The sequence below is a fragment of the Serratia bockelmannii genome (genome assembly GCF_008011855.1).
Classification (GTDB): Bacteria; Pseudomonadota; Gammaproteobacteria; order Enterobacterales; family Enterobacteriaceae; genus Serratia; species Serratia bockelmannii.
The window spans coordinates 492,919-518,298 of sequence record NZ_VOUX01000002.1 but is presented as its reverse complement, the minus strand read 5'-3'; the positions used below and the strand labels follow the sequence as shown (position 1 = coordinate 518,298).

Sequence of the window (25,380 nt, the reverse complement as noted above, 5' to 3'; positions counted from 1 at the left end):
CCCAGATCACCTTATGGTGTTTAAGGATATGCCCTTTTCCGGTTCTGTGACTTCTTTCACGTTTGTGAACTTTAGCAATAAAAACCGGCTCTCGGTTGAAATGGTGGGGGGATGCCCTCATTGTAATGGTGTCGGCCGTTTACGGCCTCTTTTTTCGCGCTGTCGCCCCCATGGCGGCCGTGCTTTACCTACCGATAGGAGAACCAGGTGCGCTGGTTACCGCTACTGCTGATATTTCTGCTGGCTTACATAGAAATATCCATCTTTATCAAAGTCGCCGCCGTGCTCGGCGTGGCTGTCACCCTGCTGCTGGTGGTGTTCAGCTCCTGCGTCGGCATTTCGCTGGTGCGCAATCAGGGCATGAAAACCTTCGTGCAGATGCAGCAAAAACTGGCGGCCGGCGAAAGCCCGGCGGCGGAAATGGTGAAAAGCGTTTCGCTGGTGCTGGCGGGCTTCCTGCTGCTGATACCGGGCTTCTTCACCGACTTCCTCGGCCTGTTGCTGCTGCTGCCGCCGGTGCAAAAATCGCTGACGCTGAAGCTGATGCCGCACCTGTCGGTGTATCGCCCCGGCGGTTGGACGGGCGGCGACGCCGCCAACGGCAATACCTTCGACGGCGAATTCCAGCGCAAGGACGACGAACGCCCGGTGCTGGAACACCGCCCGGACGAGGATCGCAAACCTCACGATCGTTAAGCAAACGCGGCTCAGGCCGCGTTTTTCATCTCTGCGGCACTCGCCGAACCGAAAATGCGAAATTTTTTTTGTTCGCCCCCTTGAAGGGGGCTGGAACGCCCCCATCTCAAATGCCACGAGGCCGGTAATAACAACCATCCGGTGTACAACCCTAAATCTGATAGAGACCTTCTTACAGGAGAGCGTTCAATGAGTATTCGTCCATTGCATGACCGCGTTATCGTCAAGCGCAAAGAAGTTGAATCAAAATCTGCTGGCGGCATCGTCCTGACTGGCTCTGCTGCGGGTAAATCCACTCGCGGTGAAGTGGTTGCAGTGGGTAAAGGGCGTGTGCTGGAAAACGGCAACATCCAACCGCTGGATGTGAAAGTTGGCGATATCGTGATTTTCAACGACGGCTACGGCGTGAAAGCAGAGAAGATCGACAATGAAGAAGTGTTGATCATGTCCGAAAGCGACATTCTGGCAATTGTTGAAGCGTAATTGCGCTTTATCTTCTGAACTGAACGAGTTGAAGGGAAATACCAATGGCAGCTAAAGACGTAAAATTCGGCAATGACGCTCGCGTGAAAATGCTCCGCGGCGTGAATGTTCTCGCTGATGCAGTAAAAGTGACCCTGGGCCCGAAAGGCCGCAACGTAGTGCTGGATAAATCTTTCGGCGCACCGACCATCACCAAAGACGGCGTTTCCGTTGCGCGTGAAATCGAACTGGAAGACAAGTTCGAGAACATGGGCGCACAGATGGTGAAAGAAGTGGCCTCCAAAGCGAACGACGCGGCGGGCGACGGCACCACCACTGCAACCGTACTGGCTCAATCCATCATCACCGAAGGCCTGAAAGCGGTTGCTGCAGGCATGAACCCGATGGATCTGAAGCGCGGCATCGACAAAGCGGTTGTCGCTGCGGTTGAAGAACTGAAAAAACTGTCCGTACCTTGCTCCGATTCCAAAGCTATCGCTCAGGTCGGCACCATCTCCGCCAACTCCGACGAAACCGTGGGTAAACTGATCGCGGAAGCGATGGAGAAAGTGGGCAAAGAAGGCGTTATCACCGTTGAAGAAGGCACCGGCCTGCAAGACGAGCTGGACGTGGTTGAAGGTATGCAGTTCGACCGCGGTTACCTGTCCCCATACTTCATCAACAAGCCGGAAACCGGTTCTGTTGAGCTGGAAAGCCCGTTCATCCTGCTGGCTGACAAGAAGATCTCCAACATCCGCGAAATGCTGCCGGTGTTGGAAGCCGTTGCCAAAGCAGGCAAACCGCTGCTGATCATCGCTGAAGACGTAGAAGGCGAAGCGCTGGCGACTCTGGTGGTCAACACCATGCGCGGCATCGTGAAAGTGGCTGCCGTTAAGGCACCTGGCTTCGGCGACCGTCGTAAGGCCATGCTGCAGGATATCGCGACCCTGACTGCCGGTACCGTTATCTCTGAAGAGATCGGTCTGGAGCTGGAAAAAGCCACTCTGGAAGACCTGGGTCAGGCAAAACGCGTTGTGATCAACAAAGACACCACCATCATCATCGATGGCGTGGGCGACGAAGCGACCATCCAGGGCCGCGTTGCTCAAATTCGTCAGCAGATCGAAGAAGCGACCTCTGACTACGATCGTGAAAAACTGCAGGAGCGCGTAGCGAAACTGGCCGGCGGCGTTGCCGTTATCAAAGTTGGCGCAGCCACTGAAGTTGAAATGAAAGAGAAGAAAGCCCGCGTTGAAGACGCCCTGCACGCGACCCGCGCCGCAGTGGAAGAAGGCGTGGTTGCCGGCGGCGGCGTCGCGCTGATCCGCGTTGCAGGCAAAATCGCCGCGCTGAAAGGCGACAACGAAGACCAGAACGTGGGTATCAAAGTTGCGCTGCGCGCAATGGAAGCCCCTCTGCGTCAGATCGTGGTCAACGCCGGTGAAGAAGCTTCCGTTATCGCCAACCAGGTGAAAGCGGGCGAAGGCAGCTACGGCTACAACGCTTACTCTGAAGAATACGGCGACATGATCGCGATGGGTATCCTGGATCCAACCAAAGTGACCCGTTCTGCTCTGCAGTACGCGGCTTCCGTGGCTGGCCTGATGATCACCACCGAATGCATGGTCACCGACCTGCCGAAGGCTGACGCACCGGATCTGGGCGCAGCAGGCGGCATGGGTGGCATGGGCGGCATGGGCGGCATGATGTAATCATCCCCCACACGCTTGTGTGCTGAGAACCCCGGTCAACTGACCGGGGTTTTTTTTAGCTTAAAAATCAATTAAAATGATGTTTCGTTAGCTTGTTATTAGTTTGGTAAATGAATAATTGCATTATTTTGTTTTTACCCTAAACCGTTGTCGTTTCGTACCGATATAGCCCCTACCAGGCGGGGAATTTCCCCTCGCCGGTGTGACTGTCAACGGAGACGACTTATGCTGAAAAATATGAAAATAGCCACCTGGCTGATGATGATGCTGTTGCTGCTGGGCTTGATGCCCATGGGAACCGGCGCCATTGCCTTCTATTTCATGCAGCAAAACGGCCACAGTATCGACAGGATGAGCACCTTCTCCGACGAGGAAGCGGCGCTGAACCGCAGTTGGCGTGCTTTGCTGCAAACGCAGACGCTGATCGACAACATGGCGTTCGAGCGCTGGGCGCAGACCAGCAGAGCCGATATTCAGCAGGGTATCGATGAGGCGCGAGGTGAGCTGCGCAGCGCCGACGTCGCGTTCAACCTGTTTTGGGAGACGCCGGGCCTGACGGTATCGCGCCCGGATCTGGGCGAGGCGATGAAAAAGGTTTACCTGGCGCAGCAGGCGGTGCTGAAGCAAGAACTGACGCTGTTGGCCGACACGCCACAGACGGCGCTGATCGAGCGGCTGCACGCCATGGCGGCAGAGAAGCGCCAGGTGCGCCAGCGGTTGGATAACCAGTTTGCCGACTACATGCGGGCCACGGTGGCCGCCCACCGTCTGGCAGTGGAAGAGGCGGAGCAGACCCAAAAAGTCTTCGCCCGCCTGCTGAGTGGCACCCTGGCGGCGATCCTGCTGCTGCTGGTCGCCGTGCAGCGTGATTTCCGCCGGCGCTTGATTCTGCCGCTGCGCCAGATCGCCGAACACTTGCAAAAGGTTGGGCGCGGCGATCTACGCAGCGAGATCGCGGTACGCAACAACGATGAGATCGGCATGTTGTTCGCCAGCCTACGGACGATGCAGCAGGAGCTGAGTGCGACCGTGCAGCAGGTGCGTGACGGCGTGGAGTCGATCAACCACGGTACGCACGAGATCGCCGTCGGCAACGCCGATCTCTCCAGCCGCACCGAAGAACAAGCCAGCGCGCTGACGGAAACCGCCGCCAGCATGGAGCAGATTACCGCCACGGTGCGGCAAAACGCCGATAACGCCACTCAGGCCGCCGGCATGGTCAATCAGACCGCCGGCATTGCCCGCAATGGCGAAACGCTGATGGCCAGCGCGATCGACAAGATGCGGGCGATCAACGACAGCGCGCGTCAGGTGGGGGATATTACCAGCGTGATCGACGGCATCGCCTTCCAGACCAACATTCTGGCGCTGAACGCCGCCGTCGAGGCCGCACGTGCCGGGGAGCAGGGGCGGGGTTTTGCGGTGGTAGCCGGCGAAGTGCGCAATCTGGCGCAGCGCTGCGCGACTTCGGCCAAGGAGATCAGCGGTCTGGTCGACGGCGTAACCGGCGATATCGCCGCCGGCGTGCGGCTGGTGGAACAGGCGGGCGAGACGATGAATGCCATCGTCGGCTCGGTGAACCAGGTGACGTCGCTGATGGATAACATCTCCTATGCGTCGGAAGAGCAAAGCAAAGGCGTCGAGCAGGTCGGGGTGGCGGTGACCCAGATGGATCAGGTGACCCAGCAGAACGCCGCGCTGGTGGAGGAGGTGGCGACCACCGCCGTCGGCGTGGAGGAACAGGCGGCCCTGCTGGCGCAGGCGGTGGCGGTATTCAAACTGGCGGAGGGGGGACCGCGCCAGGGCGACGTGGAGGCGCAGGCATCGGCGGCCGTTGCCGGTTGGGTATAACGCCGCCGCACTGTATTTGATGATATTTTTGCCGCCCGGTGCGATTTAGCTGGTAAACTGGTAAGTCATCAGCTGTCGCTCAAGACGTTGGCCCGCTCGCGCGGCAACGGATGCTTAAGAGATGGCATCGCTTTCTGATATACCCTATGAATTTCAAGTTGTAGCTAGGCGGCCAGCTCGTGAGTCCCCAGGCGCTTACTTGAGTAAGTAACTGGGGTGAGCGAGCGCAGTCAACAACGCTACAGCTTGAAAGGCGACGGGTAGAAGATTTTGCGTAATTCTCAACATCGAATGGGGAACAAGATGCGGATTAAAGCCTTACTGGGTCTTTCGGCAGCGATGCTGCTGGCGGGTTGCAGCACCACTCATGAACTGACCGCTGCGGGTCAGCAGATCAAGTTCACCGACAGCAAGCCGGCGGCGGAATGCCAGCTGCTGGGGGAAGTGACCGGCACCCAGAGCAACTGGCTGTCCGGCAACGGCGGTGAAGGCAGCTCCATGCGCGGTGCGGCCAACGATCTGCGCAACAAGGCGGCGGCCATGGGCGGCAACGTCATTTACGGCGCCAACAGCCCGAGCCAGAATCTGCTCTCCAGCTTCGCACCGCTGGACAGCAAAATGGTCGGCCAGGTTTACAAGTGCCCGTAAGGCGCTGAGGCCGCAGCCGCAAAGAAATAAAAAAGAGGAATGCCACGGCATTCCTCTTTTCGTTCCATCGGGCCATGTGGCGCGCGTCACTCCTGCATCAGGCGCAGGTCGATCGGCGTTTTGCTCGGTTCGCCGCCCACTTCACGCGTCAGGCGCGGCACCAGATAACCGGACACCTTGCTCAGCAGCGCCTGCATGATGGCGCGCGCTTCATCGTCGCTGACCATGAAGTGCGCTGCGCCCTGCACCTTGTCCAGCACGTGGATGTAGTAAGGCAGGATACCGGCGTCGAACAGCGCGTTGCTGAGCGCCGCCAGCGTGTCGGCATCGTCGTTGACGTCGCGCAGCAGCACGCTCTGGTTGAGCAGCGTGACGCCGGCGAGGCGCAGCTGCGCCATGGCGCTTTGCAGGTCGCGGTCAATTTCGTTGGCGTGGTTGATGTGCGTGACCATCAGCACCTGCAGGCGCGAGGCCGACAGCAGGCGGCACAGCGCCGGCGTGATGCGCGCCGGGATCACCACCGGCAAACGGGTGTGAATGCGCAGGCGTTTCAGGTGCGGGATGGCCTCCAGTTCGCCAACCAGCCATTCCAGCTCGCTGTCTTTGGCCATCAGCGGATCGCCGCCGGAAAAAATGATCTCGTCCAGTTCCGGGTGTTGGCGGATATAATCCAGTGCCTGCCGCCAGTTGTTCTTATTGCCCTGATTATCCTGATAGGGGAAGTGGCGACGGAAGCAGTAACGGCAGTTGACCGCACAGCCGCCCTTGACCAGCAGCAGTGCGCGATTGCGGTATTTGTGCAGCAGGCCCGGCACCACGCTGCGCTGCTCATCGAGCGGATCGGTGGTGAACCCTGGGGCGTTGATGAACTCCTCTCTGGCGGTCAGCACCTGGCGCAGCAGCGGGTCGTTGGCATCGCCGGGGCGCATGCGCGCAGCGAAGGCGCGCGGCACGCGCAGGGCAAACAGCCGGCGGGCATCGCGCCCCTGCGGCAGTTCCGGGTGCGTATTCAGTGACAAAAGCTGCAGTAATTCATCAGGATCGGTAATAACATCGGCGAGTTGATGCAACCAATCTTCTCTATGTGCCGTACTTTGGGTTATAATGTGTGCCATTTTTTTGGCTAAGCTACCAGTTCAAATATTCAGAGGGCCATCATGGCGACTTATTCTAGCAACGATTTCCGTCCGGGTCTTAAAATCATGTTCGAGGGCGAACCTTACGCCGTCGAAGCCAGTGAGTTCGTTAAGCCGGGCAAAGGCCAGGCATTCGCGCGCGTGAAAATGCGTCGTCTGCTGACCGGCACCCGCGTGGAAAAAACCTTCAAGTCTACCGATTCTTGCGAAGGCGCAGACGTGATGGACACCAACATGAACTACCTGTACAGCGACGGTGAGTTCTACCACTTCATGCACCCTGAGTCTTTCGAACAGCATCAGGTTGACGGCAAAACCGTCGGCGACGCGGCCAAATGGCTGCAGGATAACGCAGAGTGCATCATCACCCTGTGGGATGGCCGTCCAATCGCCGTTCAGCCGCCGAACTTCATCGAAGCGGAAATCACCGATACCGATCCTGGCCTGAAAGGCGATACCGCAGGGACTGGCGGCAAGCCGGCAACCCTGAGCACCGGCGCCGTGGTGAAAGTGCCGTTGTTCGTCCAGATCGGCGAAGTGATCAAGGTTGACACTCGCTCTGGCGAATACGTCTCTCGCGTTAAATAAGTTTCAAAACAGAGGAACCCACGCGGTTCCTCTGTTTTATCCTATCCCCGTTCGTTGGCAGAAAATCCGCATGTTCAAGAAAACGTTGTTGGCCGTGCTCTCCCTGTTGTTCCTTTTCTCCCTCAGCAGTTGCAATACGTTTCGCGGTTTCGGCGAAGACGTTCAGCATCTCGGCGGCGCCATCTCCCGCACGGCCAGCTGATCCCCGTCTTTAACCCGATGTATTTGCGCCACAAAGCCGGTCACGATCCCACACCCTCCGTCAATTTTGACTACGCTTAGAAAGCCGTACTTTTTCATCAACGACAAATAAGGACTTTCTTATGCTGAAGAAAAGTATTATCGCGATCTTCTCTTTGATGATTTTGAGCTCGCTGACCGCCTGCAATACCACCCGCGGTGTGGGTGAAGACATTCAGGCCGGCGGCAAGGCTATTCAGCGCAGCGCGGAATAATCCGCATTCCACCCGGCGGCGTTCCGGCTGCGGAGAGCCGCCACATTTCTATCCCTTGCCTGAGCGTTAACGCTGCTGCTATCCTGCCGCAGTGCGGGTGAGGTTACCCGTCATGCATCACCTCGCTAAACGGGACGACCCGTTTACGCGTCATTTTTTCGGGGACGACCCCAGTGGTAGGGAGGCCGTCTCATGGCCTGGATTATTCTGCTTATCGCCGGTTTGCTCGAAGTGGTTTGGGCTATCGGTCTGAAATACACCCACGGTTTTACCCGGCTGACGCCGAGCATCATCACCATCGCCGCGATGGTGGTCAGCATGTTGCTGTTGGCCAACGCCATGAAAACGCTGCCCGCCGGCACCGCCTATGCGGTGTGGACCGGCATCGGCGCGGTGGGCGCGGCCATCATGGGCATGGTGCTGTTGGGCGAATCGACCAATATCGCGCGCATCATCAGCCTGTGCCTGATCGTGGTCGGCATACTCGGGCTGAAGTTCAGCAGTCACTGATCGGCGGACTGTTGCACCCAGATCAGCTTGTCGGTGGCGAAACCGTAGCCTTTGGCCGTCTGCAATAAGCTGTCGCGTACGCTGGCGTCAAGCGTCGGCGTGCGCGACAGGATCCACAAATAGTCGCGGTTAGGGCCGCAAACCAGCGCGTAGCGATACGCCGGGTCCAGGGCAATCACGTTATAGCCGCCGTAGAAGGGGCCGAAGAACGACACTTTCAGCGCCGCGACCTGCGGTGAACCGATAAAGTAGGCTTTGCCTTCGCTTTCTTGCCATTGCTGTTTTTGCGGATTGAAGCCGCGATTGATGACTTTCAGCCCGCCGTCGGCGCGCGGGCTGTAATGGGCGGTCACCTGCTGCAAACCGCGTTCAAAACGATGATCCAGACGAGCGATCTCATACCAGGTACCGAGATAGCGCTGGCTGTCAAAGGGGGTCACGACCTTGATGTCTTTAGGCGGGGAGACGCTGCAGGCGACGGAGAGCAGGGCGGAAAGCATGACGCAAAGCTTTGACCATAAACGCATCGGTGACTCCTGTTTACCGGGGGCGAGTAGACAGTGTAGCCGATGAGAAAAGGGCGGCCAACGGGCGTTGGCCACCCGAGCGGTTTACAGAGTGACGACGCCGATGACGGTGACGACGCTGAGGATTGCCGCCAGACCGTAGAACACCCACTTGCCGGCCGGCACGTGGATCTTCAGATCGTGCATCGCATGGTGGATGCGGTGCAGGCCGCACCACAGCGGCAGAATGATCATCAGCAGCAGGAACAGGCGGCCGATCAGGCTCTGGCAGAACGCCAGCACGCGCTCGTAACCCAGCGCTTCACCGGGGAACAGCCCCAGCGGCAGCAGAATGCCGACCAGCAGCACGATAGCCGGCGCGACGATCGCGCCCCACATGCCGCCGGCGCCGAACAATCCCCAGAAAACCGGCTCATCGGAGCGTTTAGGTGCTTGATTTATCATGTTTCCTCCGGATTAGAACAGGGCCACGGCCAGGATGACCACGCTGACGACGATCGTGACGGCCCACAGCCCTTTCACGATGGGGCCCGGTCCCATTTTCTCGCTGTTGACCACGATATTGGCGGCCTTCGGCGCCAGATCGAACCAGGTTTTGGTGTGCAGCGCCGCCGCCAGCAATGCGACGACGTTGATTAACAGCACCAGCGGATTCTGCAAGAAACCGACGAAGCCGGCCCAGCTCTCGGCGCCGCCCTTCAGCGCGAACACGCCGTAGAGCAGCACGATGCTGAACCAGACCGCCAGCACCGAGGTGCCTTCGCGCAGCATGTAGAAACGGTAGAAGCCGAGCTTTTGCCACCAGGTGGGCGTCATGGTGCGCACATAGGGCTTACGTTGAGTTGTCATGGCAATTTTCTCCCTTATTGCGGCTTCAGCATGGCGATCATGAAGTCCTTGGCGCTCTCCACCTTGCCTTGCTGGATAGCGGCGGCGGGATCGACGTGTTTCGGACAGACTTCGGAGCAATAGCCGACGAAGGTGCAGCTCCAGACGCCGTTTTGGCCGTTGAGCTGCGGCATGCGCTGTTTCTTGCCGTGGTCGCGGTTGTCCAGGTTATAACGGTGCGCCAGCGTGATCGCCGCCGGGCCGATAAACTCGGGGTTGAGGCCGAACTGCGGGCATGCCGCGTAGCACAGGCCGCAGTTGATGCAGCCGGAGAACTGGTGGTATTTGGCCATCTGCGCCGGCGTCTGCACGTTTGGGCCATCCTCCGGTTTGCGATCGTTGCCGATGATGTACGGTTTGATCGCCTCCAGGCTTTCGATGAAGTGGGTCATGTCGACCACCAGATCGCGCTCGATCGGGAAGTTGCCCAGCGCTTCAACCTTCATGCCGCCGACGTAGTCGCGCAGGAAGGTTTTGCACGCCAACTTCGGCACGCGGTTGACCATCATGCCGCAGGAGCCGCAGATCGCCATGCGGCAAGACCAGCGGTAGGAGAGGTCCGGCGCCAGGTTATCCTTGATGTAGCCCAGTGCATCGAGCAACGAGGTCTGTTCGTCGTAAGGCACGGCGTAAGTGACGAAATGCGGCTCGGCGTCGCTTTCCGGGTTATAGCGCATGACGTCGATCTTCAGGGTTTGCATCTCAGCCATTTGCCTGCTCCTTATTCTTTTTCTCCTGCGCTTCGGCTTCTGCGCCGTAGACGCGTTTGGCCGGCGGCAGCTTGGTGATTTTCACGTCGCTGTATTCGAGACGCGGCGCGCCCTGCGGGTTATGGAACGCCAGCGTATGCTTGAGGAAGTTGACGTCGTCACGCTCGGTGCAGCCTTCGTCCAGGCGCTGGTGGGCGCCGCGCGACTCTTTGCGGTTAAACGCGGAGTGCGCCATGCATTCGGCGACGTCCAGGCCATAGCCCAGCTCGATGGTGTACAGCAGATCGGTATTGAAGACGCTGGTGTTGTCGGTGATGTTGACGCGCTTGAAACGCTCTTTCAGCTCGGCCAGCTTATCGATGGTTTTTTGCATCAGCTCCGGCGTGCGGTAAATGCCGCAGCCTTCTTCCATCGACAGCCCCATTTCGTCGCGGATCTTCGCCCAGTTTTCGTTGCCTTCCTGCTTCATCAGGTTGCTCAGGCGGGTTTCGACGTCGCGGGTTTGCGCATCCAGCGCGCTGCCGTTGGCCGGCGCGGTCTCGAGCGCGCGGCGCGCGGCGTGTTCACCGGCGACGCGGCCGAACACCACCAGTTCCGCCAGCGAGTTGGAGCCGAGGCGGTTGGCGCCGTGCAGGCCGACGGAGGAGCACTCGCCGACCGCGAACAGCCCCTTGATGCGGGTTTCACAGTTCTGGTCGGTTTCAATGCCGCCCATGGTGTAGTGCGCGGTAGGGCGCACCGGGATCGGATCTTTCACCGGATCGACGCCGACGTAGGCCTTGGCCAGTTCGCAGATGAACGGCAGCCGCTCCAGCAGCTTTTTCTCGCCCAGGTGGCGCAGATCGAGGTAGACCACGTCGCCGCGTGGGGTGGCGATGGTGCGGCCGGCGCGCCATTCATGCCAGAAGGCCTGGGACACTTTATCGCGCGGGCCCAGCTCCATGTATTTGTTCTTCGGCTCGCCCAGCGGGGTTTCCGGACCCATGCCGTAGTCTTGCAGGTAACGGTAGCCGTCTTTGTTCACCAGGATGCCACCTTCGCCGCGACAGCCCTCGGTCATCAGGATGCCGGAACCGGGCAGGCCGGTCGGATGATACTGCACGAACTCCATGTCGCGCAGCGGTACGCCGTGGTGGAACGCCATGCCCATGCCGTCGCCGGTAACGATGCCCCCGTTGGTGTTGTAGCGATAAACGCGCCCGGCGCCGCCGGTGGCCATCACCACCGCGTTGGCGCGGATCTGCACGCGGGTGCCTTCCATCATGTTGAGCGCCACCAGGCCGCGCGCCTGGCCGTCATCCACCAGGATATCCAGCACGAAGTGCTCGTCGAAGCGTTGGATCTGCGGGTATTTCAGCGAGGTTTGGAACAGGGTGTGCAGCATGTGGAAGCCGGTCTTGTCGGCGGCGAACCAGGTGCGTTCGATCTTCATGCCGCCGAAGCGCCGCACGTTGACCGACCCGTCCGGTTTGCGGCTCCACGGGCAGCCCCATTGCTCAAGCTGGGTCATCTCGCGCGGGCACTGATGCACGAAGTGATCGACCACGTCCTGCTCGCACAACCAGTCGCCGCCGGCGACGGTGTCGTTGAAGTGGTAGTCGAAGGTATCGTGATCCTGGGTGACGGCGGCGGAGCCCCCCTCAGCGGCGACCGTGTGGCTGCGCATCGGATAGACCTTAGAGATCAGCGCGATTTTCAGTTGGGGATTGGCTTCCGCTGCGGCTATTGCTGCACGTAAACCAGCGCCCCCGGCCCCAATAATGGCAAGATCGGCGTTAAAGGTTTGCACTGCATTCCTCCAATGTTCTTGTTAAGAACGGCAAGTTAAATATCTATGCTTAAAATTTAGCGAACTCTTCGGTTGCTAACTAATTGAACCGATTAATGTTGCTTAAAGGTTAAGGATAGATATCTCCCACCAATAATGGGGAATTAACTATACCTAAAGTTAAGTAGTCGAAATTTGATGTGATCGATTGTTTTGTCGATTAACGCTCGACCAACAGGCTTGCCTGTTTTTTTGCGCGTTTGGCCTGCTTTACCCTTTTTAACGCGCTTTTGCCGCCCATTTATCGGAAATTGGCGTTATGGACGGTTGTGCATCGTGAAGAATTTGTTTGGCTGCAAGGATGCGAGTAGACTGCATCCCCTGTTTGATTTCGGAGTTAATTACCATGAGCGAAACGGCAAGCTGGCAGCCTAGTGCACCCATCGCCAATTTGTTGAAACGCGCAGCGATTCTGGCTGAGATCCGGCGTTTCTTCGCCGATCGTGGCGTGCTGGAAGTTGAGACGCCCACCATGAGCCAGGCGACGGTCACCGACGTTCACCTGTTCCCGTTCGAGACGCGTTTCGTCGGGCCGGGGGCGGCAGAGGGCCTGACGCTATACATGATGACCAGCCCGGAATATCACATGAAGCGCCTGTTGGCGGCGGGCAGCGGCCCGATCTACCAAATGGGGCGCAGCTTCCGCAATGAAGAAGCCGGGCGGCATCACAACCCGGAATTCACCATGCTGGAGTGGTACCGTCCGCACTACGACATGTACCGCCTGATGAACGAGGTGGACGATCTGCTGCAACAGGTGCTGGACTGCGAGAGCGCGGAGACCCTGTCCTATCAGCAGGCGTTCCTGCGCCATCTGGACATCGATCCGCTGTCGGCGGAGAAGGCGCAGCTGCGTGAAGCGGCAGCCAAACTCGATCTGAGCAACATCGCCGATACCGAAGAAGACCGTGATACGTTGTTGCAGCTGCTGTTCACCGTGGGCGTGGAGCCGCATATCGGCCGTGAAAAACCGGCGTTCGTGTACCACTTCCCGGCCAGCCAGGCGGCGCTGGCGGAGATCAGCACCGAAGACCACCGCGTGGCGGAGCGTTTCGAGGTGTATTTCAAGGGCATTGAGCTGGCGAACGGTTTCCGCGAGCTGACCGACGGCCGTGAACAACAGCAGCGCTTCGAGCAGGACAACCGCAAACGTGCGGAGCGCGGCCTGCCGCAGCAGCCGATCGACTACAACCTGTTGGCGGCGTTGCAGCACGGCATGCCGGAATGCTCCGGCGTGGCGCTGGGCGTGGATCGCCTGGTGATGCTGGCGCTGGGCGCCGAGAGCCTGAGCGAAGTATTAGCCTTCCCAGTCGGGATCGCCTGAGTTTCAGGCGGTAAGAAAAGCAAAAAAGGCCGGCATTTGCCGGCCCTTTTTTTATCGCGAGAAACGCTTACAGCCCCCCGGCGTCGCGCTTGGTGTTCGGCGCCGGCGTGGACGGCGGCGTACGGCCGTTGTTGGTCAACCGCGACAGCGTCTCGGTGCGCACCTGGAACGGCGGGTACGGCAGCGTGATGCCGTGCTCGCGGTAGCCCGCCAAGATCAACTGGTGGATCTCGTGACGCAGCGGCATACGGTGGCCCATCTCGGCGGCGTAAATACGCATCTCGAAGATCTGGATGCCCTGTTGCAGATCAACCAGGTAAACCTCCGGCGCCGGGTTATCCAGCACCAGCGAGCAGCGCTCGGCGGCGTTCATCAGGATCTTGGTCACTTCTTCGCTGTTGGCTTCGCCCGGCGCCGGTACGGTCAGCACCACACGGGTCAGGGTGTCGGACAGCGACCAGTTGACGAACTGTTCGGTGATGAAGGCTTTGTTCGGCACGATGATCTCTTTGCGGTCCCAGTCCGAGATGGTGGTGGCGCGGGTGTTGATCTTGGTGACGGTACCGGTCAGGTTGCGGATCGTCACGGTGTCGCCGATGCGGATCGGTTTCTCGAACAGGATGATCAGGCCGGAGATGAAGTTGGAGAAGATCTCCTGCATGCCGAAGCCCAACCCCAGACTGAGCGCGGTAACCACCCACTGCAGTTTCGACCATTCGATGCCGATCCAGGCGAAGCTGAGCACCGCGCCGAACACCAGCAACAGGTACTTGGTGATGGTGGTAATGGCGTAGCCGGTGCCCGGCGTCAGATCCAGGTGCTGCAGCACTGCCAACTCCAGCAGCGCCGGCAGGTTGCGCACCAGCTGCATGGTGATGATCAACACCAGAATGGCGATCAGAACCGCGCCGAGAGTGATTGGATGGGCGGTTTCCACGCCGTTCACCGTCGAGGTCACGTCCCACAGCGAGATGTTTTCCAGGAAGGCGAACGCGGAGTGGATCTCCGACCACAGCACGATCACCGACACCAGCGCGATCAGCGTCAGGATCGAGCGCACCAGCCGCAGCGACTGGGCGCTGATGGTGTCCAGATCGAAGTCCGAATCGTCCGGATCGATGGCGCCTTCAGTGCTGTTCGGGGTGTGCGAGGTTTCGTCTTCGCCGCGGGCGCGCTGGGCCAGGATGTCGGCGCGGCGCTGTTTGGCGCGATCGAAGGCGATGCGCCGCCGTTGGATCAGCATCCAGCGGCGGATGATGTGGTAGATGACCAGCAGCAGGAACCAGATCGCCACCGAGGTTTCCAGGCGCGCCAACAGCGCCTGCGCGGTGGTGAGGTAACCGACGGTCGAGGCCAGTGCCGCCAACAGCGGCGCCGACAGCAGCAGCCCCCAGAAGGCGCTGTTGAGCATGTTGTCGCCGGAGCCGTTTTTATCCAGATACAGCGGGATACCGGCGCGCTTCAGGCTGTGGGTGACCAGCGCCAGCGCCAGACACAGCAGGATGAAGCACAGCCGTCCCAGCGTGTTGGCGAACTCGCGTTCTTTCAGGCTATCGAAAGTGATCAGCGCCATGATCAGCGGCACGATCAGCCAGATCGACATCTTGTAGTAGCGCATGGCGCGCGAAACCTGCTTCGCCGGCCAGCGGAAGTGCACGATGAACAGCCCCTGAGGGTGGGCGAAGGCGGCGCAGATCATGCAGATCCACAGGATCGGCAGCGTGGCGGTCACCCCTTTGCCGATCGCTTCCGCCACCGGGTAGTTCCAGGCGCTCTGCAGGCCGTAACCGAGCGCGGCCCACAGCACTGGCAGCGGCATCGCCACCAGAATCGACCAGAATACGGTGCGCACCGTCAGGAAGAATTCGTCCTGCGTCACCTTGCCGACGCGGCTGCTGGCGCGCTCGAGGAAGGCGTGATAGTGCTTGCGCGAACTGATGCTGAAAATCACCAGCAGCAGGGCGCCGAAGATCGGGATCAGCGTTTCGCGGCTGGTCACCATCATCATGAAGGCGCCGCCGAGCTGCGACAGCGTGTCCAGCGACAGGACGCGGGTCAGATCGTGTGCCACGTTGAGCGGGTAGGAAAAGTTGATCGGATTAACGTCCGGCACCCAGAACAGATAGCGGTGGGTGGCGTCGCGGATCTCGTTCAACGCTTCGATCAGCTGGGTGTTGGCCACCTTCAGCTTGGTCAGCTCGAGGATTTGGGTGTCGCAACCGGACAGCAACGAGTTGAGCAGTTCGCGCTGGGTGCGCAGCTGAGCATCGACGATGCGCTGCTCCTGGTTGGTCAGCGCGCTGCCGTCGTCGCGTTTGAATTCGCGCTGCGACAGTTTTTCCAGTTGATTTTCAAACTGCAGGCGCTGCACGCGCAGCTGGGCCATGTCGCCGTCCAGCTGTTGCGGCTTGGGCATTTCCGGCAGCGTTGCCACCTGGGCGCGCAGGGTTTCCCCTAACGCCGACGACGAGCCGAGCCACTGGGCCTGTTCGATGATGGTGCTCAGCGCCTGGCGCACCTGCAGCGTCTGCGCCGCCGCCTGCCGCTGCTGCGATGAAATCAGATCCATGCGCTGCGCCTGGCTGTTCAGCGCGGCGGACAGTTCGCGGTTGATCTGCAGCTGTTGGCTGAGGCTTTTTGGCAAGTCGCCGTTCTGCTCGGCCAGCTGCTCGGTTTTTTCCAGCGCCAGTTCCGCTTCGCGTTGGCGCTGGGCGTTGAGGTTGTTGCGCAGCGCCTGCAGCTGAACGTCTATTTTCTCGTGGCGCTTTTTATAGACCTCGGCGCGCATGCGCGCCAGCTCCTGACGGTTGTTGGCCGACAGCTGCGCCAGCTCCAGCTCGTCCACTTTGGCTTTGCGCGCCGCGGCTTCGGTCTGCAGCAGGGCCAGGGCGGCCTGCGCGTACGGGGTGGTCGGGTTGGCGGGCTGCGCCTGCAGACGGCGCTGCACTTCGGTCAGCGCGCGGCGGGCGTCGGTCTGCTGCTGCGGCAGCTGGCCGAGCGAATCGCTGATTTCCCGCGTGCGATCCTGCTCTTGCTGCAGCAGGCGCGCCTGTTCCAGCAGCAGGCTGCTGGTTTGCAGGATCTGCTGTTCCAGCTCGGCGGCCGGCAGATCGTCGCCGTTCGGCAGGATCTTGTTGCTTTCCAGCACCAGCTGACGGCGCAGCTCCTGCGTCATCTTAGGGAAATCGTCGATCACCCTCTGATACTGCTCGGAGCGAGTCTGCGACTCTTTACGCTCCGTCAGCCAGTTGAGGGCGCTTTGCAGCGCCTCGGTGGTTTCCGCCTGATTCGGGGCGTTTTTGCTGCTTTCCGCCTGCTTCAGCTCCTGTTTGAGCTGGTTCTCGGTCGGCACGGGGGCGGCCAGCGCCGGTTGCCACAGCAGGCAACCGAGCAAAAGCGTGATGATCAGGCGCACGGCGTCGATTCCTTTAGAGCGGGGTCTGTGGTGTTTCAGCGGCGGCCGGGATTTCGGCGAAGGCCTCACCCATGCGGGTGACGGTGCCGTTATGCAGCTGCGGCGCAAACTGCACGCTGCCTGCGGTAAACAGGTTGATCACCGTGGAGCCGAGTTTGAAACGGCCCATCTCGGCGCCTTTTTCCAGCGCGATGGCGCCTTCTTCACCGGCGGCCGGGTAGGTCCAGCGCTTGATGATGCCTTCGCGCGGCGGTGTGACGGTGCCGGCCCAGACGGTTTCGATGCTACCGACGATGGTGGCGCCGACCAGGATTTGCACCATCGGTCCGATGTCGGTGTCGAACACGCAGATCACTCGCTCGTTGCGCGCGAACAGGTTAGGCACGTTGGCGGCGGTGAGCGGGTTGACCGAAAACAGATCGCCCGGCACATAGATCATTTCACGCAGCACGCCGGCGCACGGCATGTGCACGCGGTGGTAATCGCGCGGCGCCAGATAGGTAGTGGCGAACAGGCCGTTGCGGAACGGCTCGGCCAACAGGTAGTTGCCGGCCAGCAGTGCCTCCAGGCTGTAGTGGTGGCCTTTGGCCTGGAAGATTTGATCCTCGCGGATCGGGCCGAGCTGGCTGATGGCGCCATCGGCAGGCAGCGCCAGCCAGTTGGCGTCGGCGATGATCGGGCGCGCGCCATCGCGCAGCGGGCGCACGAAGAAGTCGTTGAAGGTGGCGTAAGACGTCAGGTCCGGGTTTTGCGCTTCCTGCATGTCCACGCGGTAGTAGCGGGCGAAGGTTTTGACCACCAGTTGGGTCAGCCAGCCTGCCTGTTTGTCGGCGCCCCAGCCCGCCAGGCGGGTCAGCGCCAGCTTCGGTAGCCAATATTGCAGTTTAATCTTGATGCTATCCAGCACGTTAACCTCGTGAATCAGGGTAAAGGGCGCGCATTGTAACGAGGGCCTCGCCGTCGTCAATGCTCGCCCGTCAGTGTCAGTCTGCGGCGTCCGTGAAGTTCTTGCGAACCTTCACCTGAGCCATGCTTTCCAGAATGCGGTGATAGTTGTCGAAACGCTCTTCCGCGATATCGCCTTTCTCCATCGCCGCGCGGATGGCGCAGCCGGGATCGGTATCGTGGCGGCAGTCGCGGAATTTGCAACCGCCTAAATAATCACGGAATTCGACAAAGCCGCGGGTGATTTGTTCCGGCTCCAGGTGCCACAGGCCAAACTCGCGCACCCCCGGGGAGTCGATCACGTCGCCACCGTGCTGGAAATGGTACAGCCGCGCGGCGGTGGTGGTATGTTGACCGAGGCCCGAGACGTCGGAAACCTGATTTACCAGAATTTGCTCTTCAGACGGCGGCAGCAGCGCGTTCAGCAGGCTGGACTTGCCGACTCCCGACTGGCCGGCGAAGATGCTGATGCGCCCGGCGAGCGCCTGTTCGAATTCCGCCATGCCTTCCCGCGTCTGGCTGGAGACTTCCAGCACCCGGTAGCCAATCTTGCGATAGATATCCATCATGCCGTCGACCAGCTTGCGCGCTTCGGCGTCCAGCAGGTCAATTTTGTTGAGCACGATCAGCGGCTCGACTTCGAGCGTTTCGCAGGCCACCAGATAGCGGTCGATGATGTTCAGCGACAGCTCGGGCAGGATCGCCGACACGATGACGATCTGATTGATATTGGCGGCGATCGGTTTCACGCCGTCGTAGAAGTCCGGGCGCGTCAGCACCGAGGTGCGCTCGTGTACCGCTTCCACAATGCCTTTTACCCCTTCATGGGTGCCCAGGCCGGGGCGCCACACCACGCGATCGCCGGTGACCAGCGAACGCAGCGTGCGGCGGATATTGCAGCGGTGCTGAGTGCCATCCGGCGCCTCAACGTCGGCGTGCATGCCGAAACGGCTGATGACGACGCCTTCCTGCGGCTCGCCCAGCTGGGAATCATCCGGTTCCGGTTTGTTATCAGCGCGTTTCAGACGGCGCTGATGGTTCGCCTGCACGCGGCGTTGCTGACCTTTGGACAGTTTGTTCTTACTCACTGCGCCTCACTTGAATCGGTTTTATACCTTTACGTATACGCACAGCTGCGGCGAGGGACTAGCCCCGGGCGCAGCCTTGAACCCGTCAGGGTATATGTCGCCGATGGCGACCAAAAAGACTATGATACACGCTATTTTATATTAAATAACCGTTGTTAGCCGCCGGCTGCGGCGCGTTGCCACCGGCGGCGCCCGTCGTCTCGTCCGCACAGCGTTTTTCTCTCGGCTTTTAGGCAGGAAACATCATGACAGGAAACGAAAATAACCTGATTTGGATCGATTTGGAGATGACCGGGCTGGATCCCGAGCGTGACCGCATTATCGAGATCGCCACGCTGGTCACCGACGCCAACCTGAACATCCTGGCGGAAGGGCCGGTGATCGCCGTGCACCAATCCGACGAGCAGCTGGCCTTGATGGACGAGTGGAACGTGCGCACCCATACCGGCAGCGGGCTGGTGGAGCGGGTGAAAGCCAGCCGCCAGGACGATCGCGCCGCTGAGCTGGAAACGATAGCCTTCCTGCAGCAGTGGGTACCGGCCGGCAAATCGCCGATCTGCGGCAACAGCGTGGGCCAGGATCGCCGTTTCTTGTTCCGTTATATGCCGGAGCTGGAGGCCTACTTCCATTACCGCTATCTGGACGTCAGCACGCTGAAGGAGCTGGCGCGCCGTTGGAAGCCTGAAATTCTCGGCGGCTTTAAGAAGCAGGGCACCCATCAGGCGCTGGATGACATCCGTGAATCGGTGGCCGAACTGGCTTATTACCGCGAACATTTCATTCAGCTTTAAGGCGATGACGGCCCCTGCGGGGAAAAAACGCCGTTTTTAGCCGCTTAATTCGCCAATCTGGCGCTTTAATCGGCAATCAAACAAAAATCGCGTTTTTTTGCTTTCAGGGGCTTGCGACAAAAAGGATTTCTCGTATAATGCGCACCCCGTACCGATGAAGAATTTCGTAACGTTCCACCATCGATACGCCGGGCGGGAATAGCTCAGTTGGTAGAGCACGACCTTGCCAAGGTCGGGGTCGCGAGTTCGAGTCTCGTTTCCCGCTCCAAATTCAACAATGTCGCGATGCGGCATGATGAGTAAATAAAGCAGTATCAAGCAGTACCTATGCGACGCGGGAATAGCTCAGTTGGTAGAGCGCAACCTTGCCAAGGTTGAGGTCGCGAGTTCGAGCCTCGTTTCCCGCTCCAAAAATTCAAAGGTCACGCCAGTATTTGGTGGCCGGATGCCAAAAGCATCTCAATGCGGGAATAGCTCAGTTGGTAGAGCACGACCTTGCCAAGGTCGGGGTCGCGAGTTCGAGTCTCGTTTCCCGCTCCAATTTTCTCTTCGTTTCAAACTCAAATCCAACGCCTTATCCGGCGCGGGTTTTTGTCCCGTTTTACACGCCTGGTAAAAATGTTGTAAACAGAGTTATCCACAGCCTCTGTACATAAACTCGCCTGCCTGAAAAATCAACGTCATACAAATTAAATATTTATCTATTTGATTTGTATGCTTATTTATTTATCCCAAAACGTTATGCCGATCACTTGCTCTTTTTGTTGCAGTTGAAAGACAACGTGTTTTTATTTTTATGCACAAATCCACAGAGTGAGTCTTCCGGCGATACGCCTGAATGGCGTACGCCGTCAGGCATCCCTTGGCAAACCTTTTTCCACAGCCCGTATCAGCCGCTTTTTCTGCGCCGTCTGCACCTCGATACCCTGCGCTTCGCGGCGAGCGAGCTGTTGCGCCAGCGCCCAGTGGATATGTTCATCCAGCATGGCGTCTTGGCCCAAACGCGTGCGCAGTGCGAGCACGATGCTGTCTTCGTAGGGCGCATTGCCCAGCGCCACTGCGATATTGCGCAGCCAGCGCAGGTGGCCGATGCGGCGTATCGCCGAGCCTTCGGTGATGCGCAGGAATTTTTCTTCCGTCCAGTTGAACAGATCGAGCAGCTGCGGCGCATGCAGCGCGGCGCGGGGGCTGAAATCGTCTTCGTCGGTGAGCTGAGAAAAGCGGTTCCACGGGCAAATCAGCTGGCAGTCGTCGCAGCCGTAGATGCGGTTGCCGAGCAGCGGACGGAATTCTTCCGGGATCGCGCCTTCCAGCTCGATGGTCAGGTAGGAGATGCAGCGCCGGGCATCGACGGTGTAGGGCGCGACGATGGCGCCGGTCGGGCAGGTGGTGATGCAGGCAACGCAGCGGCCGCACTGCTCTTCCTGCGGCTGATCCACCGGCAATGGCAGGTCGATCAGCAGTTCGCCGAGGAAAAACCACGACCCGGCTTCACGGTTGAGAATTAGTGAGTGTTTACCAACCCAGCCAATGCCCGCTTTGGCGGCCAGCGCGCGCTCCATCACCGGCGCAGAATCGACAAAGGGGCGAAAATTCAACTCGCCGCAGTATTCCTGGATCTGATCGCCCAGCTTTTTCAGACGCTGGCGCAACAGCTTGTGATAGTCGCGCCCCAGCGCGTAGCGGCTGACGTAGCCCAGTTGCGGGTTCTGCAGGGTGCTGGCAAACGCCGCCTTGGCCGGCAGGTAGTTCATGCGCACGCTGATCACCCGCAGCGTGCCCGGCAACAGCTCGTGAGGGCGCGCGCGCAACATGCCGTGGCGCGCCATCCATTCCATCTCGCCGTGGTACTGCTTGTCGAGCCAGGCCTGCAGCTTCGGCTCTTCCAGGCTCAGATCGGTATCGCAGATGCCAACCTGCTGGAATCCTAGCGATTGCCCCCATTGCTTGATATGTTGGGCGAGTTGATGGAGATCGAGGGGGTGCGTCATGACGGGCCACAGTGAAAAAGCATACGCTGACAGTTTACCACACTCTGTCTGGCCTGCGGATTGGATCCGTCGCTCGGAACCCGCGGCGGCGGCCTCGCTCGGTCTTTCTCTTTACGATTTAATGCTGCGCGCCGGTCAGGCGGCCTACGTTCTGGCGCGCGACACTTATCCCTCCTGCAACCACTGGCTGGTGCTCTGTGGCCACGGCAACAACGGCGGCGACGGCTATGTGGTGGCGCGCCTGGCGAAGGCGGCGGGCGTGCAGGTGGCGCTGATCGCCTGCGAAGGCGCGCGGCCTTTGCCGCCGGAGGCCGCAGCGGCCCGCGAGGCCTGGCTGGCTGCCGGCGGCGACATTCTGCCGGCGAACAGCCGCTGGCCGGCGTCTGTTTCGCTCATCATTGATGGCCTGCTAGGCACAGGCCTCGGCAGCGCGCCGCGTGCGCCCTACGACGCGCTGATCGAGGCCGTCAACCGCCATTCGGCGCCGGTGGTGGCGCTCGATATCCCGTCCGGCCTGCTGGCGGAAAGTGGCGCGACGCCGGGTCCGGTCGTGCGTGCCGCGCACACCATCACGTTCATTGGCCTCAAGCCGGGTTTGCTGACCGGGCAGGCGCGCGACTGGGTCGGGCAACTTCATCAGAATACGCTAGGCTTATCGGATTGGCTGGCGAAGCAACCGGAACAGATTCAGCGGCTTACCGCCGAGGCGTTGCCGCGCTGGCTGCATCCGCGGCGCCCCTGCGCCCATAAGGGCGAGCATGGCCGTCTGCTGCTGGTGGGCGGCGACCGCGGATTCGGCGGCGCCATTCGCATGGCGGCGGAAGCGGCGCTGCGCAGCGGGGCTGGATTGGTGCGAGTGCTTACTCACATTGAGCACGTCGCGCCGCTGCTGGCGGCCAGGCCGGAGTTGATGGCGCAGGCGCTGGACGAGACGACCTTGCGGCAGGCGATGCAATGGGCGGATGTGCTGGTGATCGGTCCGGGGCTTGGCCAGGCTGAGTGGGGCAAAAATGCCTTGAACGTGCTGCAAACCAGCGATAAACCGGCCTTGTGGGACGCCGATGCGCTGAACTTGCTGGCATTAAATCCCGAGAAACGGCAGAATCGCGTGATGACTCCGCATCCTGGAGAGGCTGCGCGGCTGTTGAGCTGCAGCACTGTCGACATCGAGAGTGATCGCTTACTTGCCGTGCGCAAGCTGACGGCACGCTACGGCGGCGTGGCGGTGCTAAAAGGCGCCGGTACGCTGATCGCCGATGAGCAGGGGCAGATGGCGATCGCCGACGTCGGCAACGCCGGCATGGCCTCCGGCGGCATGGGCGATGTGCTGTCGGGCATCATCGGCGGTTTGCTGGCGCAAAAGCTCTCGCTGTATGATGCCGCCTGTGCGGGCTGCGTCGTACACGGCGCGGCCGGCGATCGCGTAGCGGAAAGACAAGGAACAAGAGGCATGTTGGCGACCGATTTACTGCCGGACATCCTTCATTTCGTTAACCCTGAGTGGGCAAAATAGACTTTATCGAATGAAAGAACTCGTTTTACCTCTGCCGGACGAGGCAGCGACTGTCGCTTTGGGCACCACTTTGGCCAAGGCCTGCGATCGCGCCAGCGTCATCTATCTCTACGGCGACCTGGGCGCCGGTAAAACCACCTTCAGCCGTGGTTTCCTGCAGGCGTTGGGGCATCAGGGCAACGTCAAAAGCCCAACCTACACGCTGGTGGAACCCTATGCCTTGCAGCCGCTGGCGGTGTATCACTTCGATCTGTATCGCCTGGCCGATCCGGAAGAGCTTGAATTTATGGGCATTCGCGATTACTTCGCGCAAGACGCCATCTGCCTGGTCGAATGGCCGCAGCAGGGCACTGGCGTGCTGCCGGAGCCGGATCTGGCGCTGCACCTCAGCTATCAGGGCGAGGGGCGAGAGGCGAAGATCGAGGCGATTTCCGCATACGGCAGCCAGCTGTTAGACCGCATTCATGGATCACAGGGATGATGCTGCAATGACGCATGTGTTGAAAAAATTTGCGGTCATCATGCTGATCGCCGTGCTGGGGCCGCTCGGCGCGTTGAACGCGCTGGCGGCGTCCTCGCTGTCCGATATCAAAGTGTCCAACGCCCAACGCGAAGCGACGGTGTCGGTGAGCTTCAATGGTCCGCCGGACTACGCGTTTTTCCCGCTGCACGGCCCGGAGCGCGTGGTGCTTGACGTCAACCAGAAAGGCAAGGTCGGCGGCCTGCCGCTCAATTTCAGCGGCCAAAACCTGGTGAAGAGCATTCGCTCCAGCGCGCCGAAAGACGCTCAGAGCGTGCGTTTGGTGTTTGATCTGACGCAGCGCGCCAAAACCCGCGTCGCCACCCGCCAGAACGGCGGCGTGCACACCGTAGTGTTCACTATCACGGCCGAAGGCAGTGCCAATACCGTAGTGCGTAAAGCGCCGGTTGCGGTCAATCCAACGCCGCGTCAGGCACCCGTCACGGTCAGCCAGCCACCGCGCCAGGCGCCGGTCGCGGTGCGTGAAGCGCCGGAGCCGCCGCTGCGCAAAGCGCCGACGGGATCGAATCCGTTTACCCATAAACAGACCGTGGTTGCAGGCACCGCCACCGAGGTGACGCCGCGCAGTAGCCGCGTTTCCGCCGGTTCCGGCGATCGGGTGGTGGTAGCGATCGACGCCGGCCACGGTGGCCAGGATCCGGGCGCCATTGGCCCGAGCGGGCTGAAAGAAAAGAATGTCACCATCGCCATCGCGCGCCGCCTGCAGGCGATGCTGGACGCCGATCCGCAGTTCAAACCGGTGCTGACGCGTAACGGCGACTATTTCATCTCGGTGATGGGGCGTTCCGACGTTGCGCGTAAACAGGGTGCCAACGTGCTGGTCTCCATCCACGCCGACGCCGCGCCGAACCGCAGCGCCAGCGGGGCTTCCGTCTGGGTGCTGTCCAATCGCCGCGCCAACAGCGAAATGGCCGGCTGGCTCGAACAGCATGAGAAGCAGTCTGAGTTGCTCGGCGGCGCCGGCGATTTGCTGGCCAACAGCCAGGCCGATCCTTATCTGAGCCAGGCGGTGCTGGACCTGCAGTTCGGCCACTCGCAACGCGTCGGGTACGATGTGGCGGTGAAGGTGCTGCAGCAGTTGCAGAGCGTCGGATCGTTGCATAAACGCCGGCCGGAACACGCCAGCCTGGGTGTATTGCGTTCGCCGGATATTCCCTCGCTGCTGGTGGAAACCGGATTTATCAGTAATAGCACGGAGGAGCGGCTGCTGGGCAGTAGCGCGTATCAGGAGAAGATTGCCAAGGCCATTCATAACGGCCTGCGCAGCTACTTCCTGGCGCATCCGCTGCAAGCCGACCCAAAGGTGGAAAACCGACCGCTGGACGTCGCAGCGGCGGTTAACACCTCAACACCAGACGTGCGCCAGCCGGAGCCTATCGTGAGCTCGGCCGGCGCGAGCCGCAGCGTAAGCGGCAAGACTCAGATCCATGTGGTGAAACGGGCGGAGACGCTGTCCGGCATCGCCGACAGCTACGGCACGACCATGGCGGCGCTGCGGGATCTGAACAAACTGAAAAAAGACGGCGTGTGGGTCGGGCAACGTCTGAAGGTGCCGGCGGGGAAAACCGCCGCCGTCACCGCCGTCGCCAAGGCGAAAACGCCGGCGAAGAAGCCGTCTAAACATAAAGTGGCCCGCGGGGACACGCTGTCCTCTATCGCTTCTCGTTATGGGGTCAGCGTCGGCGATCTGAAACGGGTCAATAATCTGAAGTCGGACGTCGCGCCGCTGGACCGGACGCTGACCATTCCGCAGGCCTAGCG

At 60.4% G+C, this 25,380-nt stretch carries 24 protein-coding genes and 3 tRNA genes; 17 read left to right on the top strand and 10 right to left on the bottom strand.

Features of this window, described 5'->3' with window-relative positions; all coding sequences use genetic code 11:
• Positions 1-207: 207 nt before the first annotated feature.
• The 5 genes from FOT55_RS04540 to FOT55_RS04520 all read left to right on the top strand — a co-directional run bounded on the left by FOT55_RS04540 (position 208) and on the right by FOT55_RS04520 (position 5,369).
• On the top strand, positions 208-696 hold the full coding sequence (locus FOT55_RS04540; RefSeq protein WP_004929660.1) for an FxsA family protein: 489 nt from the start codon (positions 208-210) through the stop codon (positions 694-696).
• Positions 697-885: 189 nt separating this feature from the next.
• Positions 886-1,179, top strand: coding sequence for a co-chaperone GroES (locus tag FOT55_RS04535; RefSeq protein ID WP_004929661.1), 294 nt, complete (start codon positions 886-888; stop codon positions 1,177-1,179).
• Positions 1,180-1,223: 44 nt separating this feature from the next.
• The gene (groL, locus tag FOT55_RS04530) at positions 1,224-2,870 is read left to right on the top strand and encodes a chaperonin GroEL (protein ID WP_004929662.1); all 1,647 of its coding nucleotides are present in this window, start codon (positions 1,224-1,226) and stop codon (positions 2,868-2,870) included.
• A gap of 225 nt (positions 2,871-3,095) precedes the next feature.
• On the top strand, positions 3,096-4,721 hold the full coding sequence (locus tag FOT55_RS04525) for a methyl-accepting chemotaxis protein (protein WP_147823159.1): 1,626 nt from the start codon (positions 3,096-3,098) through the stop codon (positions 4,719-4,721).
• Between the two features lie 303 nt (positions 4,722-5,024).
• Complete coding sequence (locus FOT55_RS04520; RefSeq protein ID WP_025305007.1) at positions 5,025-5,369, top strand: DUF4156 domain-containing protein; 345 nt, start codon at positions 5,025-5,027, stop codon at positions 5,367-5,369.
• An 86-nt stretch (positions 5,370-5,455) separates the two neighbouring features.
• On the opposite strand, the gene epmB is transcribed toward FOT55_RS04520, so the two are convergent.
• Positions 5,456-6,484 carry an EF-P beta-lysylation protein EpmB gene (gene epmB, locus FOT55_RS04515; protein ID WP_033636765.1) on the bottom strand — a complete coding sequence of 343 codons (1,029 nt, stop codon included), beginning with the start codon at positions 6,482-6,484 and terminating at the stop codon, positions 5,456-5,458.
• A 42-nt stretch (positions 6,485-6,526) separates the two neighbouring features.
• Between epmB and efp the strand changes: the two genes are divergently transcribed.
• The 4 genes from efp to sugE all read left to right on the top strand — a co-directional run bounded on the left by efp (position 6,527) and on the right by sugE (position 8,058).
• The gene (efp, locus tag FOT55_RS04510) at positions 6,527-7,093 is read left to right on the top strand and encodes an elongation factor P (protein WP_004929666.1); all 567 of its coding nucleotides are present in this window, start codon (positions 6,527-6,529) and stop codon (positions 7,091-7,093) included.
• Positions 7,094-7,163: 70 nt separating this feature from the next.
• A complete protein-coding gene (locus FOT55_RS04505; RefSeq protein WP_004929667.1) occupies positions 7,164-7,295 on the top strand; it encodes an entericidin A/B family lipoprotein in 132 nt (43 codons plus the stop codon).
• Positions 7,296-7,416: 121 nt separating this feature from the next.
• Complete coding sequence (locus FOT55_RS04500) at positions 7,417-7,548, top strand: entericidin A/B family lipoprotein (protein ID WP_004929668.1); 132 nt, start codon at positions 7,417-7,419, stop codon at positions 7,546-7,548.
• 192 nt (positions 7,549-7,740) lie between these two features.
• Positions 7,741-8,058 carry a quaternary ammonium compound efflux SMR transporter SugE gene (gene sugE / locus FOT55_RS04495; protein WP_004929669.1) on the top strand — a complete coding sequence of 106 codons (318 nt, stop codon included), beginning with the start codon at positions 7,741-7,743 and terminating at the stop codon, positions 8,056-8,058.
• Here sugE and blc read toward each other — a convergent pair.
• From blc to frdA, 5 genes are all read right to left on the bottom strand, one after another.
• Positions 8,052-8,585 (bottom strand): outer membrane lipoprotein Blc, encoded by a 534-nt coding sequence (gene blc / locus FOT55_RS04490; RefSeq protein WP_142591004.1) that lies wholly within the window; start codon positions 8,583-8,585, stop codon positions 8,052-8,054. The two genes, sugE and blc, sit on opposite strands and share 7 nt — an antisense overlap.
• Before the next feature lie 84 nt (positions 8,586-8,669).
• Entirely contained in the window at positions 8,670-9,029 is a 360-nt protein-coding gene (frdD, locus tag FOT55_RS04485; RefSeq protein ID WP_004929672.1) for a fumarate reductase subunit FrdD, read from the bottom strand.
• Between the two features lie 12 nt (positions 9,030-9,041).
• Positions 9,042-9,434, bottom strand: a complete 393-nt coding sequence (gene frdC, locus FOT55_RS04480) for a fumarate reductase subunit FrdC (RefSeq protein ID WP_025305010.1) — start codon at positions 9,432-9,434, stop codon at positions 9,042-9,044.
• Positions 9,435-9,448: 14 nt separating this feature from the next.
• Complete coding sequence (locus FOT55_RS04475) at positions 9,449-10,183, bottom strand: succinate dehydrogenase/fumarate reductase iron-sulfur subunit (RefSeq protein ID WP_004929676.1); 735 nt, start codon at positions 10,181-10,183, stop codon at positions 9,449-9,451.
• Positions 10,176-11,972 (bottom strand): fumarate reductase (quinol) flavoprotein subunit, encoded by a 1,797-nt coding sequence (gene frdA, locus FOT55_RS04470; RefSeq protein WP_049209616.1) that lies wholly within the window; start codon positions 11,970-11,972, stop codon positions 10,176-10,178. The genes FOT55_RS04475 and frdA overlap by 8 nt, the downstream gene beginning before the upstream one ends.
• Positions 11,973-12,357: 385 nt before the next feature.
• On the opposite strand from frdA, the gene epmA reads away from it, so the two are divergent.
• On the top strand, positions 12,358-13,335 hold the full coding sequence (gene epmA / locus FOT55_RS04465) for an elongation factor P--(R)-beta-lysine ligase (protein WP_025305012.1): 978 nt from the start codon (positions 12,358-12,360) through the stop codon (positions 13,333-13,335).
• 67 nt (positions 13,336-13,402) lie between these two features.
• Here epmA and mscM read toward each other — a convergent pair whose 3' ends face one another.
• The 3 genes from mscM to rsgA all read right to left on the bottom strand — a co-directional run bounded on the left by mscM (position 13,403) and on the right by rsgA (position 18,783).
• Positions 13,403-16,750, bottom strand: a complete 3,348-nt coding sequence (gene mscM, locus FOT55_RS04460) for a miniconductance mechanosensitive channel MscM (RefSeq protein WP_049205242.1) — start codon at positions 16,748-16,750, stop codon at positions 13,403-13,405.
• A gap of 13 nt (positions 16,751-16,763) precedes the next feature.
• A complete protein-coding gene (gene asd, locus FOT55_RS04455) occupies positions 16,764-17,657 on the bottom strand; it encodes an archaetidylserine decarboxylase (protein WP_060448253.1) in 894 nt (297 codons plus the stop codon).
• 76 nt (positions 17,658-17,733) lie between these two features.
• Positions 17,734-18,783 carry a small ribosomal subunit biogenesis GTPase RsgA gene (gene rsgA / locus FOT55_RS04450; RefSeq protein WP_004929686.1) on the bottom strand — a complete coding sequence of 350 codons (1,050 nt, stop codon included), beginning with the start codon at positions 18,781-18,783 and terminating at the stop codon, positions 17,734-17,736.
• 245 nt (positions 18,784-19,028) lie between these two features.
• Here rsgA and orn point away from each other — a divergent pair, with 245 nt between their 5' ends.
• The 4 genes from orn (at position 19,029) to FOT55_RS04430 (ending at position 20,114) form a co-directional block, all read left to right on the top strand.
• Entirely contained in the window at positions 19,029-19,574 is a 546-nt protein-coding gene (gene orn / locus FOT55_RS04445) for an oligoribonuclease (protein WP_004929689.1), read from the top strand.
• 192 nt (positions 19,575-19,766) lie between these two features.
• A tRNA-Gly gene (locus FOT55_RS04440) sits at positions 19,767-19,842 on the top strand.
• A gap of 66 nt (positions 19,843-19,908) precedes the next feature.
• Positions 19,909-19,984: transfer RNA gene (locus FOT55_RS04435), tRNA-Gly, on the top strand.
• Positions 19,985-20,038: 54 nt separating this feature from the next.
• A tRNA-Gly gene (locus FOT55_RS04430) sits at positions 20,039-20,114 on the top strand.
• A gap of 311 nt (positions 20,115-20,425) precedes the next feature.
• Here FOT55_RS04430 and queG read toward each other — a convergent pair.
• The gene (gene queG, locus FOT55_RS04425; protein WP_025305015.1) at positions 20,426-21,565 is read right to left on the bottom strand and encodes a tRNA epoxyqueuosine(34) reductase QueG; all 1,140 of its coding nucleotides are present in this window, start codon (positions 21,563-21,565) and stop codon (positions 20,426-20,428) included.
• Here queG and nnr point away from each other — a divergent pair.
• From nnr to amiB, 3 genes are read left to right on the top strand one after another with little or no spacing between them, the layout of a single operon-like run.
• Entirely contained in the window at positions 21,564-23,078 is a 1,515-nt protein-coding gene (gene nnr, locus FOT55_RS04420) for a bifunctional ADP-dependent NAD(P)H-hydrate dehydratase/NAD(P)H-hydrate epimerase (protein ID WP_147823158.1), read from the top strand. The genes queG and nnr overlap by 2 nt on opposite strands.
• 10 nt (positions 23,079-23,088) lie before the next feature.
• Positions 23,089-23,559: a tRNA (adenosine(37)-N6)-threonylcarbamoyltransferase complex ATPase subunit type 1 TsaE gene (gene tsaE / locus FOT55_RS04415; protein ID WP_025305017.1), complete on the top strand. Its 471-nt coding sequence runs from the start codon at positions 23,089-23,091 to the stop codon at positions 23,557-23,559.
• A 7-nt stretch (positions 23,560-23,566) separates the two neighbouring features.
• Complete coding sequence (gene amiB, locus FOT55_RS04410; RefSeq protein ID WP_147823157.1) at positions 23,567-25,378, top strand: N-acetylmuramoyl-L-alanine amidase AmiB; 1,812 nt, start codon at positions 23,567-23,569, stop codon at positions 25,376-25,378.
• Positions 25,379-25,380: the final 2 nt, after the last annotated feature.

Coding starts and splice junctions, on each gene's coding strand:
- FOT55_RS04535 (WP_004929661.1), top strand. CDS start 886: ATGAGTATTCGTCCATTGCATGACCGCGTTATCGTCAAGCGCAAAGAA.
- groL (WP_004929662.1), top strand. CDS start 1,224: ATGGCAGCTAAAGACGTAAAATTCGGCAATGACGCTCGCGTGAAAATG.
- FOT55_RS04525 (WP_147823159.1), top strand. CDS start 3,096: ATGCTGAAAAATATGAAAATAGCCACCTGGCTGATGATGATGCTGTTG.
- FOT55_RS04520 (WP_025305007.1), top strand. CDS start 5,025: ATGCGGATTAAAGCCTTACTGGGTCTTTCGGCAGCGATGCTGCTGGCG.
- epmB (WP_033636765.1), bottom strand. CDS start 6,484: ATGGCACACATTATAACCCAAAGTACGGCACATAGAGAAGATTGGTTG.
- efp (WP_004929666.1), top strand. CDS start 6,527: ATGGCGACTTATTCTAGCAACGATTTCCGTCCGGGTCTTAAAATCATG.
- FOT55_RS04505 (WP_004929667.1), top strand. CDS start 7,164: ATGTTCAAGAAAACGTTGTTGGCCGTGCTCTCCCTGTTGTTCCTTTTC.
- FOT55_RS04500 (WP_004929668.1), top strand. CDS start 7,417: ATGCTGAAGAAAAGTATTATCGCGATCTTCTCTTTGATGATTTTGAGC.
- sugE (WP_004929669.1), top strand. CDS start 7,741: ATGGCCTGGATTATTCTGCTTATCGCCGGTTTGCTCGAAGTGGTTTGG.
- blc (WP_142591004.1), bottom strand. CDS start 8,585: ATGCGTTTATGGTCAAAGCTTTGCGTCATGCTTTCCGCCCTGCTCTCC.
- frdD (WP_004929672.1), bottom strand. CDS start 9,029: ATGATAAATCAAGCACCTAAACGCTCCGATGAGCCGGTTTTCTGGGGA.
- frdC (WP_025305010.1), bottom strand. CDS start 9,434: ATGACAACTCAACGTAAGCCCTATGTGCGCACCATGACGCCCACCTGG.
- FOT55_RS04475 (WP_004929676.1), bottom strand. CDS start 10,183: ATGGCTGAGATGCAAACCCTGAAGATCGACGTCATGCGCTATAACCCG.
- epmA (WP_025305012.1), top strand. CDS start 12,358: ATGAGCGAAACGGCAAGCTGGCAGCCTAGTGCACCCATCGCCAATTTG.
- orn (WP_004929689.1), top strand. CDS start 19,029: ATGACAGGAAACGAAAATAACCTGATTTGGATCGATTTGGAGATGACC.
- nnr (WP_147823158.1), top strand. CDS start 21,564: ATGACGGGCCACAGTGAAAAAGCATACGCTGACAGTTTACCACACTCT.
- queG (WP_025305015.1), bottom strand. CDS start 21,565: ATGACGCACCCCCTCGATCTCCATCAACTCGCCCAACATATCAAGCAA.
- tsaE (WP_025305017.1), top strand. CDS start 23,089: ATGAAAGAACTCGTTTTACCTCTGCCGGACGAGGCAGCGACTGTCGCT.
- amiB (WP_147823157.1), top strand. CDS start 23,567: ATGACGCATGTGTTGAAAAAATTTGCGGTCATCATGCTGATCGCCGTG.